The organism is Dyella dinghuensis (genome assembly GCF_003977615.1).
GTDB lineage: Bacteria > Pseudomonadota > Gammaproteobacteria > Xanthomonadales > Rhodanobacteraceae > Dyella_B > Dyella_B dinghuensis.
In genome coordinates this window covers 269,223-281,692 of the sequence record NZ_RYZR01000002.1, presented here as the reverse complement: position 1 = coordinate 281,692, position 12,470 = coordinate 269,223, and the positions used below count along the sequence as shown (strand labels likewise).

At 59.7% G+C, this 12,470-nt stretch carries 9 protein-coding genes; 4 read left to right on the top strand and 5 right to left on the bottom strand.

Translation table 11 applies throughout. The features are described from left to right. Positions 1-94 precede the first annotated feature (94 nt). Together EKH79_RS02310 and EKH79_RS02305 are read right to left on the bottom strand one after the other, a co-directional pair. The gene (locus EKH79_RS02310; RefSeq protein ID WP_126672169.1) at positions 95-2,647 is read right to left on the bottom strand and encodes a heavy metal translocating P-type ATPase; all 2,553 of its coding nucleotides are present in this window, start codon (positions 2,645-2,647) and stop codon (positions 95-97) included. Next, complete coding sequence (locus EKH79_RS02305; protein ID WP_126672168.1) at positions 2,644-3,069, bottom strand: heavy metal-responsive transcriptional regulator; 426 nt, start codon at positions 3,067-3,069, stop codon at positions 2,644-2,646. Before EKH79_RS02305 ends, EKH79_RS02310 begins: the two co-directional genes overlap by 4 nt. A 233-nt stretch (positions 3,070-3,302) precedes the next feature. Here EKH79_RS02305 and EKH79_RS02300 point away from each other — a divergent pair, with 233 nt between their 5' ends. After that, positions 3,303-5,069: a chloride channel protein gene (locus EKH79_RS02300; protein ID WP_126672167.1), complete on the top strand. Its 1,767-nt coding sequence runs from the start codon at positions 3,303-3,305 to the stop codon at positions 5,067-5,069. Positions 5,070-5,090: 21 nt separating this feature from the next. Here EKH79_RS02300 and EKH79_RS02295 read toward each other — a convergent pair whose 3' ends face one another. Then, positions 5,091-6,935 (bottom strand): ABC transporter ATP-binding protein, encoded by a 1,845-nt coding sequence (locus EKH79_RS02295; protein WP_199754107.1) that lies wholly within the window; start codon positions 6,933-6,935, stop codon positions 5,091-5,093. Between the two features lie 200 nt (positions 6,936-7,135). Between EKH79_RS02295 and EKH79_RS02290 the strand changes: the two genes are divergently transcribed. Continuing rightward, complete coding sequence (locus EKH79_RS02290; protein ID WP_126672165.1) at positions 7,136-9,577, top strand: DUF3772 domain-containing protein; 2,442 nt, start codon at positions 7,136-7,138, stop codon at positions 9,575-9,577. 48 nt (positions 9,578-9,625) lie between these two features. Further along, positions 9,626-10,051 (top strand): VOC family protein, encoded by a 426-nt coding sequence (locus tag EKH79_RS02285; protein ID WP_126672164.1) that lies wholly within the window; start codon positions 9,626-9,628, stop codon positions 10,049-10,051. A 57-nt stretch (positions 10,052-10,108) separates the two neighbouring features. On the opposite strand, the gene EKH79_RS02280 is transcribed toward EKH79_RS02285, so the two are convergent. Beyond that, positions 10,109-10,309, bottom strand: coding sequence for a hypothetical protein (locus tag EKH79_RS02280; protein WP_126672163.1), 201 nt, complete (start codon positions 10,307-10,309; stop codon positions 10,109-10,111). Between EKH79_RS02280 and EKH79_RS02275 the strand changes: the two genes are divergently transcribed. Next, a complete protein-coding gene (locus EKH79_RS02275; protein ID WP_126672162.1) occupies positions 10,290-10,754 on the top strand; it encodes a hypothetical protein in 465 nt (154 codons plus the stop codon). The two genes, EKH79_RS02280 and EKH79_RS02275, sit on opposite strands and share 20 nt — an antisense overlap. A gap of 43 nt (positions 10,755-10,797) precedes the next feature. On the opposite strand, the gene EKH79_RS02270 is transcribed toward EKH79_RS02275, so the two are convergent. Then, complete coding sequence (locus tag EKH79_RS02270; RefSeq protein WP_126672161.1) at positions 10,798-12,438, bottom strand: alpha/beta hydrolase; 1,641 nt, start codon at positions 12,436-12,438, stop codon at positions 10,798-10,800. Between the last annotated feature and the right edge of the window lie 32 nt (positions 12,439-12,470).

The following is a 12,470-nucleotide window of genomic DNA, read 5'->3' as shown; positions in this document are numbered from 1 at the left end:
GGAGAAATCATCCTGCTGAAGCGCTTTTGGCGGCAGGCGCGTACGTCATCCATCGCATCTGACAGTCGTCATGCAGATCGAAACCCTACGGCAATCACGCCGTGCGCCGCAGACGCAAGGCGTTGCTCACCACCGACACCGACGACAAACTCATGGCGAATGCCGCGATCATGGGCGACAGCACGATGCCGAATGCCGGATACAACACCCCGGCCGCCAACGGCACGCCAAGTGCATTGTAGATAAAGGCAAAGAACAGGTTCTGCCGAATGTTGCGTACCGTCGCCTGAGACAACGTGCGCGCTTGCAGAATGCCGCTGAGCTGCCCTTTCACCAAAGTAAGTTGCGCGCTTTCCATGGCCACGTCCGTGCCGTGCCCCATGGCGATACCGATATCGGCAGCGACCAGTGCGGGCGCGTCATTGATACCGTCACCGGCCATGGCGACACGCCTGCCCTGCTTGCGCAGCGTTTCGATCACTTGTGCCTTGCCGGATGGGGAAACATCGGCATGCACGTCTTCGATGCCTAACGCACGCGCAACCTTGTTGGCGGTAGTGGCGTTGTCGCCCGTCAGCATCACCACATGCAAACCCGACGCCTTGAGATCGGCGATGGCCGAAGGCGTATCCGATTTGATGCGATCGCTCACCGCAAACAATCCAGCAAGCTTGCCATCCACCGCCAGCATCATCACGGTGGAACCTTCCTCACGCAACGCATCGGCTTTGACGATGGCTTCTCCATCAAGCATGACGCCTCGCTCATCCATCATTCGTGCGTTGCCGAACGCAACATCGTTGTGCATCACTCGGCCATACACGCCACCACCGGCAAGCACATGAAAATCTGTCGGGCGGACGAGTGACGCCTGCTCCACCTTCGCTGCATCAAGAATGGCTTTCGCCAAAGGATGTTCGCTTGATTGCTCCAGGCTAGCGGCGAGCATCAGCAGGTTTTCTCGACTGTCCTGTCCAAGTGCAACGATGGACGCCAGCGACGGCTTGCCTTCGGTCAACGTACCGGTTTTATCGACGACGAGCGTATCGACATCGCGCATGGTCTCGATTGCAGCGGCGTCCTTGAACAGCAAGCCTTGCTGAGCACCTCGTCCGCTCGCCACCATGATGGAAATAGGCGTCGCCAAGCCCAGTGCACAAGGGCATGCCACGATCAGGACAGATACCGCCGCAATCAACGCGTGCGCGAAGCGAGGCTCGGGCCCGAACCAGGCCCAGCAGCCAAAAGCGAGCACCGCGACCGCAATGACAACGGGTACGAACCATGCAGCCACACGATCAGCCACACGTTGCAGTGGCGCCTTGCTGCGTTGCGCCCGCGCGACCTGCGCGACGATCTGCGAGAGCACCGTCGATGCACCGACCTTCTCCGCACGCATCGTCAGTGCGCCATCGCGATTCACGGTGCCGCCGGTTAGCACATTGCCTGCCTTTTTCTCTACTGGCATCGGCTCGCCCGTCAGCATGGATTCGTCCACCTGACTCGTACCACTCAGCACGACGCCATCAACAGGTACTTTTTCGCCCGGACGAATACGCAACAAGTCGCCCACCTGCACGTCGTCGATGGGAATGTCGCTTTCTTCCGTTTCGCCACACAAGCGCCTCGCCGTTTTGGGCGTGAGGCCCAGCAAAGCCTTCAGCGCCTCGCCCGTGCGTCGCCGTGCGCGCCACTCGAGGAAATCGCCAAGCGTCACCAGCGTGACGATGACGGCAGCGGATTCAAAGTAAACCGCGACATGTCCATGCATGTCATGAAAGCCCGGTGGAAACATCTGCGGGAACAGGAACGCCAGCACACTGTATACCCACGCCACGCCTGTACCGATGGCGATCAGCGTGTACATGTTCGGTTGCCACGGTTTCAGAGAACGCCAACCACGCGCGAAGAACGACGCCCCGCCCCATAGCACGACGATGCTGGCAAGCGCCGCCTCGGTCCAACCAACAGCACCCATCCACGCCGATGGCCATTGCATCGAAGTCATATGCGGCAGCATCGCGATGACGAATACCGGAAGCGTCAAACCCGTCAATGCCCAGAAGCGACGCGCCATCGCATGGAGTTCAGCCGCATCGTCGTGTTCCAGACTTGGCATCATGGGTTCCAGCGCCATGCCGCATAGCGGGCAATCGCCGGGACCATCCTGCTGTACTTCCGGATGCATTGGGCATGTATAGATAGCGCCGGGCACAGCCGCCGCAGGTTCGCGATGTTCCTGCAAGTATTTATCGGGGTCGGCGATGAATTTCTGCTGGCAGCTTGCTGCGCAGAAATAGTGCGTATGACCGTTATGTTCGGCGCGATGCGGTGTCGTGGCAGGATCAACCGTCATGCCACAGACGGGATCTTTCGCCAGCTTTTTCGCTTCATGCGCGTGTGCGGCATCGTGCGCCGAAAGCACATGTAAGGTCTTCGGTTGCATGGCGAAGGCAACCGGCTTTGCCTGCGCGTAACGCGCAGGATCGGCATCGAACTTTGTCTTGCAACCGCCGCAGCAAAAATAGAATGTGTTGCCGTCGTACTCGCTAACGTGTTGTGCCGTTGCGACATCGACACTCATGCCGCAGATCGGATCTCGCGCCTCGTTGCCAGTCGCATGACAGCACGCGCCATGCTCGCTCATGCTTGCGACTCCTCATCGGCCAACGCACGCAGGATCGGGCATTGCTCCGGATCGCCGCGGCCAGGACATGCTTCGATCAATTGCTCCAGGCCCTTGCGTATGCGCGTGAGTTCGGCGATGCGTGCGTCGATGCTCGCCAGACGCTGCTCGGCACGTTGCCGCACCGCTTTCACGCCGCGATGGCGGTCGGCAGATAACGCAAGCAGGTCGCGAATTTCCTCCAGGGTGAAACCCAGATCCTTGGCACGGCGGATAAAGCGCAACCGGCTTATCGCAGACTCGTTGTAACTGCGGTAACCCGATGCACGCCGCAGCGGTTCGGGCAGCAGGCCTTCACGCTCGTAGTAGCGGATAGTGTCGATGGGAACGCCCGCGCGCTTGGCGACGGTACCGATGGTCAGAGAAGGCGTGGGAGTGGTCATGGTGAAAGTCTAGACCCTTGATCAAGGTCCAGAGTCAAGTACTTTGCGAAAGAAGCACTTGGCAAGCTGACGGCACCCCGTTCATTTTCCAGCCAGCTTTTGCGCCGCGATCTCACTAACCTTTCGCCACCTACAAGCTGGCTCAAGCGATGCAGACCGAAAAAAACGAACAACACACCCGCGCATCGCTACCCTTAGCTCCCTCCCTGGACCCAACCCTCGCCGCGGCCCACATGCCACGGCAATTTCGGCCGCTGGATAGCCGTGTTCTCTGGATCAGCTTCGTCGCGATGCTTTTGGGTGCCGTGGTGGCAGGCGTCGCGAAGGTACTCACCGCCTTGATCGGCTTGGTGACGAATCTCGCCTTTTACGGTCGCTGGAGCTTCGATTTTGTGAGCCCGGCGGGCAATCACCTTGGCCTGCTGGCCATTTTCGTGCCGGTGGTTGGGGGTTTGATCGTTGGCGCGATGGCGCGATGGGGTTCGCGCGCGATCCGTGGTCACGGCATTCCCGAAGCGATGGAACAAGTGTTGCTCAACGAGAGCCGTATTCCACCGCGCATTACATGGCTCAAACCCGTTTCATCGGCCATCGCGATCGGCACGGGCGGCCCGTTCGGCGCAGAAGGCCCGATTATCGCGACCGGCGGCGCGCTCGGTTCGCTGATCGCACAGTGGATGCATGTCACCGCGGATGAGCGCAAGACATTGCTGGCCTCGGGCGCTGCGGCAGGCATGGCTGCCGTGTTTTCAGCACCGATTTCCGCGGTGTTGCTGTCCATTGAATTGCTGCTGTTCGAACGCCGCGCGCGCTCGTTGATTCCCGTTGCACTGGCTGCAACGGTCGGCACCGGCGTTCGTTACCTGCTGGAAGGCAATCAGCCGATGTTTCCGATGCCGGACATCGCCACGCCGTCGCTTCCTGCCCTCGCCGTTTACGTATTGCTCGGCTTGATCGTGGGTGTGGCAAGCGTCGGCATTACGCGTCTCACCTATGCCATCGAAGATGGCTTCGAGAAGTTGCCGATTCATTGGATGTGGTGGCCCGCGCTGGGCGGCTTTGTCGTGGGCATCGTCGGTTACTTCATGCCGCTGACGCTGGGCGTGGGTTACACCAACATCGCCGCGGTGCTTGCCGGGCAGATGAGTCTTGGCGTGATGCTCGCTCTGTGTCTGCTGAAACTGCTCTCATGGTCCGTCGCGCTGGGAAGCGGAACCTCCGGCGGTACGCTGGCGCCGCTCTTTACGATTGGCGGCGCGATGGGTGGCGTACTGGGTATTTGGCTCGCTGCTGCAGTACCAGCCCTCCACATCGACCCGCGCATGTCGGCGCTGGTATGTATGGCTGCGATCTTCGCGGGTGCATCGCGTGCATTTCTAACATCCGTGGTGTTTGCGTTCGAAACCACCCAGCAGCCGCACGGATTACTGCCTCTGCTAGGCGCGTGCGCGGCGGCCTATCTGATTTCAGGCCTGATCATGCGCAATACGATCATGACGGAAAAAATCGTGCGCCGCGGTGTACGTGTTCCTTCCGATTACGCGGCCGACTATCTGGATCAGATTTATGTACGCGATGCGTGCAGCCGCCAGGTTGTCAGTTTGCAGGCGAGTCAGACCATTGCCGACATCCGCACGTGGCTGGCTTCGGAAGCGGTACCGACCAAGCATCAGGGCTTTCCGGTTGTCGACGACAATGGGCAACTGCTTGGCGTGATCACGCGCCGCCAGTTGTACGACACGACCCTGAGCAATGAAACGAAAGCGGGTTCTCTGATACAGCGCGCGCCCTTGGTGGTGCGCGAAGATCACACGCTACGTGAAGCCGCCGATCATATGGTCGAGGCAGGCGTGGGTCGCCTTGTAGTGGTAAGCCCAACGGCGCCACATCGCATGGTCGGGATTGTGACGCGCGGTGATTTGCTCGCCGCGCACGCCAGAAGGCTGCGCGAGGCGCGGGAAGTGTCGAGGCACCTGGGGAAAAAGTCGCCCTCCGCCTAAACATCCTGCGGATGACGCGCCTTAAACCAGCGCGTCATCCGCGGCGACAAAGCCGCCCGTCTGCCGTTGCCACAAGCGCGCATACAAACCGCCGTGCGCAATCAGCTCGGCGTGCGTTCCGCTTTCCACCACATGCCCCTTGTCCATCACGACAAGACGATCCATGCGTGCAATGGTCGAAAGGCGATGAGCAATCGCTATCACGGTCTTGCCTTGCATCAGCAATTCCAGGCTTTCTTGAATGGCCGCCTCGACTTCGGAATCCAGTGCCGACGTCGCTTCATCGAGCACAAGAATCGGCGCGTCCTTCAGCAAGACGCGCGCAATGGCGATGCGCTGCCGCTGTCCACCGGACAACTTGACGCCGCGTTCGCCCACATGCGCATCCAGACCGCGGCGCTCTTCGCCATCGATCAGATTGGGGATGAATTCATCCGCGCGGGCCTTGCGAACGGCTTCGAGCAATTGCGCTTCGCTGGCATCGGGGCGGCCATATAGCAAGTTGTCGCGCACGGAACGATGCAGCAACGACGTATCCTGCGTCACCACGCCGATCTGCGAACGCAAGCTTTCCTGCGTCACTTGCGAGATATCTGTGCCATCGATGCGGATGTGACCGCCTTCGAGATCATACAAACGCAGTAACACATTCACCAGCGTGGATTTGCCAGCGCCCGATGGACCAATGAGGCCGATCTTCTCACCCGGCCGCACATGCAGGTTCAAGCCGGTGATCACGCCACCCTGCTTGCCGTAGTGGAAATGGATATCTTCGAAGCGAACCTCGCCCGCGACCACTTCGAGCGGCATGGCGCCGTCGCGATCCTGCACGGCGCGCGGCTGGGAGATGGTCGTAATGCCGTCCTGCACGGTGCCGACATTTTCGAAAATGCCGTTGACCACCCACATGATCCAGCCGGACATGTTGTTGATGCGGATCACCAGTCCCGTAGACAACGCGATCGCACCCACCGTTACTTTGCCCTGGCTCCACAACCACACCGCAAGGGCAGACGTCCCCACGATGAGAAAACCGTTGAGCGTGGTGATGGTGGTATCCATCGCCGTGGTCAGACGCGTCATGCCACGCAGTTTTTGCGTCTGCTCTTCCATCGCCTGTGCGACATAAGCCTCTTCACGCTGGGTATGCGCAAACAACTTGAGCGTCAGCACGTTGCTATAGCCGTCGACGATGCGCCCCATCAACTTCGAGCGCGCCTCGGAGGCCTGCCACGAACGCTCGCGCGTGCGAGGAATGAAAATGGAAAGCGTGCCGACGTACGCAAACAGCCAGACAATGAGCGGCACCGCCAGCCACACATCCGCCTTCGCGAACATGACGATAGCGCTGCCGGTATAGATGGCGACGTACCAGATCGCGTCGACAATCTGTACGGCAGATTCGCGCAACGACGCACCGGTCTGCATGATGCGATTGGCGATGCGGCCGGCATAATCGTTCTGGAAGAAGCCCAAGCTTTGCCGAATCACATACCGATGGTTCTGCCAGCGGATGCGATTGGTGAGGTTTGGCACAACAGCCTGATTGACCAGCAGATCGTGCAAGCCGATGAAGATGGGACGGAGCACCAGCGCCACAAAACCCATCCACAGCAACTCATGCCCGTGCGTCTGGAAGAAGACCTTTCCGTCAGGCACACCCTTGGCCATATCGACAATGCTGCCGATGAAGCCAAACAGCGACACTTCGACCAACGCCACACCAAAACCCACCACAATGGCGGCAAGGAACACCGGCCAAACCTGGCGCAGATAAAAGGCATAGAAGTGCCACACCGATTTGGGCGGCATGCTGTCGACCGGCTCCTTGAAGGCGTCGATCAAGGATTCGAACCAGCGGAAAATCATGGCGTGTGCTGTCCCTGTGCGTGCCACAACAACATGGGGATGGGCACCCCATATTACAGGGTCCTCCTCGCACAACCCGTCACATTTTCTTCGCACACAGCACGATCGGCGCGTGCCTGAACGCTAACTGCCTATAAAAAGGGCCACCAGCGCAAGAACAATTGACCATCCGGCGTCTCATTCGGATGATGCCCGGCATGCATACCATTCTTCGTAAGCTTTCTGCCCTTCCGCTCGCCATCGGTTTACTCGTCTTTGGCGCGTCGTCCCTGCTGCATGCTCAGAATCCGGCCGCTTCGTCGTCTGCGCCCGCCAGTGCAAGCACGACGCAAGACCCGGCCCAGGCACTCGTCGGCCTCAGCAAGCAGCTGGATGGTCTGAAGACCACGCTAACGAACAAGAACAGTACGCAGCCGCTCAACGATCTCCGCACGCAAGCGGGTGAAGTGCAGCAAGAGGCAAATCAGTGGCTCACCACGCTCACACCGGAGATGGATGGCCTGCAGGCACGACTTACCGTCCTTGGCCCCGCTCCCGCCGCTGGCGCACCGCCGGAAACCCCAGCGGTCAGTCAGCAACGCCGCCAACTTGAACGTGACAAAAGCAAGCTCGATGGCGAAATCAAACAAGCACAGTTGTTGAGCCAGGATGCTGTAAAGCTGACAGCGCAGATTGCCGAGACACGAAACGAACAATTCCAGACACAACTGAGCACGCGCAATGGCACACCGCTCAGCGTCGCGTTCTGGTCGAACCTCAAGCAGTCCTTCTCCGAAGACAGCGTTCATATCAAACGTGTCGAAGGCTTGTTCGTCGATGGTGTCAGCACGGCGTGGCAGCCCCCGAATCGCTTGCCGTTCGTGCTGTGCCTGATTGGCGCGCTGCTGTTAGTCGTGCCCGGCCGCTGGCTGGTGGAACGCGTTGTGCTGATGATCACGCGCCGATACATGCCTGATGGCCATCTGCGCCGCAGCGCGCTGGCTTTGATCCTCACGCTGACTGTCACGCTATCGTTTGGCGTCGCCGCATGGTTGGCATACGAAGGCGTCAACTGGAACGAGACGCTCGACGACGATCTGATGACGTTCGCACTGCAAAACGTACGCACCATGTTTTTTGCTGCGTTTGTTGCCGGACTCGGACGTGCGTTGCTTTCCTACCATCATCCGTCCTGGCGGCTGCCTGCCCTGGCTGAGGAAACCGTGCGCGATCTGCGCTGGTTCCCGTGGGTGCTCGGCGCCGCCTTCTTCCTGCTCGGCGTGATCGAGCATCTGAACAACATTGCCGGGGCCAGCCTTCCCGCTGCCATTGCGACACGCGCATTCCTTGCGCTGTTGATTAGCGGCCTCGTTGGTCTTGCGTTGCTTCGCGTTCAACGCGTTCGGCGCACCTTGCGCCAGGACGGCGAAAAAGAGCCCAAACGGCATGCGCTTTGGGTTGGCGTACTCGGCGGTGTCGCGGTGGTTGCAGTCGTCCTCGCGTGGCTTTCGGTCTTGATCGGCTACATCGCGTTCGGCTTCTTCATCTCGTGGCAGCTGCTGTGGGTCGGCATGATCGTGGCGTCGCTCTACATCCTCACGCATTTCCAACACGATCTATTCGATGCACTCTTGTCGCCGAAGGGACGCAGTGGCTTGAGGCTTCAATCGACGTTCGGGGTGGCTCCGGCGACACTGGACCAAGCCGCGACCGTTCTTTCGGCCATTTGCCGCGTACTTCTTCTGATCATTGCCGTCGGCACCGTGCTGATGCCTTTTGGCGGTAGTCCGAACGATCTGTTTTCGCATATCGGCCAAGCGTTCACCAATTTGAGTTTTGGCAAGCTCACGATCAATCCCGGCGCCGTATTCAGGGCGCTCGTGGTTTTCATCGCGGGCCTGCTTATCGTACGCATCGTCAAGCGTTGGCTCTCCGAACAATTGCTGCCCAAGACGTCGCTCGATGTCGGTATGCAGAACTCGATCGTCACGTTGCTGGGTTATGTCGCGGTCGTCATCGTCTTTGCGCTCGCCCTTAAAACGGCGGATGTGAGCTTGCAGAGCATCACGTGGATCGCCAGCGCGTTGTCCGTCGGTATTGGTTTTGGTTTGCAGGCCATCGTGTCGAACTTCATCTCCGGCTTGATTCTGCTCGCCGAGCAGCCGGTAAAAGTGGGCGACTGGGTAAGCATGCCGGGTGTGGAAGGCGATATTCGTCGCATCAATGTGCGCGCCACGGAGATCCAGCTTAGCGACCGCTCCACGATGATCGTGCCGAACTCGCAATTCATCACGCAGAACCTGCGCAATGTGACACACGGCAATTCGCTCGGTCGCGTAAAACTCAGTTTGCCCATGCCACTGGATACCGATGCCGCCAAGATGCGCGAAATCATGCTGGAGGCGCTGCAAGACAATCATGCAACGCTCGCCACGCCCGCACCGTCGGTAAGCCTGGACGACATCACCAGCAGCGCGATGACGTTCACCGGCGTTGCTTATGTGCGCAGCCCGCGCGATGCGTCCACCGTAAAGAGTGACATTCTGTTCGACATTCTCTCGCGGCTGGCAAAAGCGCAGTTGCCGCTTTCGACGCCGCAGAGCATGGTGATTCGCAACCTCGGCCCGCTCGGCGAAGACAGCCCCGCCGCACCGGGATAACGAGACAAAGGCTTTCGACTTCCCTCACTCCATACAAGGTGTCTGGTCATGAGTCATGCATTCCAAGGCAGCACCATGATTCCGTCGATGCGCTACCGCGATGCGCACGCAGCCATTAATTGGTTATGCAACGCCTTCGGGTTCGAAAAGCAGGCAGTTTATGAAGACGAGGACGGCCGTGTGATGCATGCGCAGCTGACGTACGGCAGCGGCATGGTGATGTTGAGCGATGCGAAAGACGATGACTTCGGCAGACGCCTTGCACATCCGGCTGACATACAGGGACGGGAAACGCAGGTTGTGAGCGTCACGGTGAAAGACTGCAAGGCGCATTACGAGCGCGCCAAAGCAGCCGGTGCCGACATTATCGACGACTATGCGGAGAAGGAATACGGCGGTGCCGGTTACGGTTGCCGCGATCCGGAAGGCCACATGTGGTGGTTCGGCAGCTACGACCCGTGGCACACGCCGTAGGCGCCAAACAAAAAGCCCTCCCCCGCAACGGGAGAGGGCTTCGCAACACCCATTGAATCAACCGCAGGCCTTGCTGCTCTTGGAAGCGTGATAACCCTGCGATTCGGCCTGAGCCTTGGTCATGTACTGACCCTGCTTGGTTGTGCCGTAGTACTTGTCGCCCTGGCAGTGGTAAGCCTTGGTTTTGGAGGCGGTGTTCACCCAAACCTTGTCCGGACCACCGCCGGCTGCTGGCGTCGTGGACGGCGCAGACTTCATCGAATTGCTGCTTGAAGTACTGGTTTTGCTGGCTGCCGCCGGAGCAGCGGCGGCGGTATTGCTGCTGGCACTGCTCGACGTGGAGCCTGACGAGCTCGACGTGGAGCTCGATGAGCCACTTGCCGACTTGTTGATGCCCTTGTGCCCGCGGCAAGCGCCTTTCGTGGTGGCCACCGTCTGTGAGGTGCCGTCGTTGCATTGGACCGTCGTGCCGCCGCTGGACGCCGCGGCCTGCGCATGTACCCCAGGAGCGGCGATCATCACGGCAGCCGCCATTACTGCGATCAACCCGAACGTTTTCATTGCGATTCCCTCCAGCTTGAATAGCCCCGATGCGGCAAGCGCCCGCCCCCAAACGGACGCCTTTCCGCCGTGTCGCTTGCATGAGAACGACACTTCCCAAGCGCCCTGTTCCTACAGCGCCTGCGTCGGCAACTATGCCTGAAAAGGGTGTCGCCTGACATGTCAGGCGGCAAATTCTTACGGCATTAGTGGGTCTGATTCATATTTGGTTTCAGCTTCGAATCCGGGCGCGCCACGGCGTACATGTCCCAGCTGATCTGTTTGAGCATGGCCATACGGTCGTCCCCGGCCTTGTACAGGTCGAAATGGGTTCTGCCAGGGATGAACCGTATGTCGCTATGCGCATGCAGGCCATCCAGCACGGCTTTCAGCCGATGCGCTGCACCATCGAGGTAGAACGTGTCGGCGGTGCCGACGTAGAGATGAATCTTGCCGTCCAGATCCGACTTCAGCGTCGGCCAGTTGTTCTCAAGCCGATAGGCGATGTCGTAATGATCGCGCCAGTACATCACCACGGCGGGGTCGACATCGCCGGTATCGCGATTGAACATCTGCTCCGGCCGGCCATCCTCGCCACGGGGCGAAAACACCCAGTCGAAGGACGCCATCTGCCCACCGTAAGGACCCAGCACGCGCTCCATCTGCGCATACTGCTGGAACGTGACAAGCACCTTGCCCTTGTCGCGCACGAGCGGCCACGGCGCGCCATCCGGTTTGTGATAAACGTTCGCGCCCGGCGCATACAGGTTCGGGCCGGTGAAATCGTGGAAGTCGCTCGGATCGGGCGATGTCGACCACGTGCCACCGAAAATTTTCGGATAACGCGTCTGCATCCAGAGCGTCGCCCAACCGCCGGAGGAATGGCCGTTGAGGAATCGGCCGTTGACGTCGGCATCCATCCGATAGTGCGATTCCAGGTACGGGATCAATTCCGTCGTCAGGGCCTCTCCCCACGGACCGTTGTTCACCGAATCGGCGAATTCGTGCGTGCCGGTGGCACTGGATTCATCGAGGAATACCCAGATCATCGGCGGCATCTCGCCTTTGGTCATCGCATCGTTCACGTAGGCGAAAACGCGCACCATGCGATCGAGAGTGCCGCCGAAACCATGCGTGTAGTACACGGTCGGGTAATGCTTGTTGGACGATGCATCGTAACCCGGTGGCAACAACACGCGAGCGCGCATGTGAATCGGCCTGCCCCAGAACGCTGACAGCGACGGGCTCACGAAGTCGACCGGTTGCGAGGCCTTCTTCGCTGCGGCCACCGATTCACGCGCGCCAGCGGGTGCGGAGTCCGGAACTTTCCAGGGGTCTTCCGCCGGCATCGTCGTGTTGAGCGTCAACGTCGGAATATCGTTGGTGGGCAAATGCACCGTCATGACGTCGCTGACGACATCGCCCGCACTGCGGCCGAGGTAGTTGTAGTTGTGATGCACATCCAGCACAGCCTGCACCACGTAATCGCCTGCAGGTAATGACGACCACGATTTTGGAAACGCCAGCTTGTCGGCGTCGATATCGATGACCTGTCCCGGGGCGATCCGATAGACATCCTGCGCGGCGATGGTTACCTGTGCAGGATCGAGATCATCGATATCCACTTCTTTGATGGTGCCATCCTTGGACTGCGACTTGGCTGTCTTTGCATCTTCGGCAAACAGCAGCAGCCGACCCGACGCGGGCAATGTTTCGTTCGCACCCAGTTGCACGTGGAAAAAGCGATGCGTTGGAACGCTCTGCACATCCTGCCGAGCCCAGGTGCAGGTACCCGACAGGAGACCCAGCCCAACCAACGCAGTCAAACCAAGCTGACGATATCGCATGTGCATCTCCCCAGATTCATCGATGATGCTGC

Bases quoted from the DNA above. Each gene is read 5' to 3' on its own strand.
- EKH79_RS02310 (WP_126672169.1), bottom strand. From the start codon at position 2,647: ATGAGCGAGCATGGCGCGTGCTGTCATGCGACTGGCAACGAGGCGCGA.
- EKH79_RS02305 (WP_126672168.1), bottom strand. From the start codon at position 3,069: ATGACCACTCCCACGCCTTCTCTGACCATCGGTACCGTCGCCAAGCGC.
- EKH79_RS02300 (WP_126672167.1), top strand. From the start codon at position 3,303: ATGCCACGGCAATTTCGGCCGCTGGATAGCCGTGTTCTCTGGATCAGC.
- EKH79_RS02290 (WP_126672165.1), top strand. From the start codon at position 7,136: ATGCATACCATTCTTCGTAAGCTTTCTGCCCTTCCGCTCGCCATCGGT.
- EKH79_RS02285 (WP_126672164.1), top strand. From the start codon at position 9,626: ATGAGTCATGCATTCCAAGGCAGCACCATGATTCCGTCGATGCGCTAC.
- EKH79_RS02280 (WP_126672163.1), bottom strand. From the start codon at position 10,309: ATGAAGTCTGCGCCGTCCACGACGCCAGCAGCCGGCGGTGGTCCGGAC.
- EKH79_RS02270 (WP_126672161.1), bottom strand. From the start codon at position 12,438: ATGCGATATCGTCAGCTTGGTTTGACTGCGTTGGTTGGGCTGGGTCTC.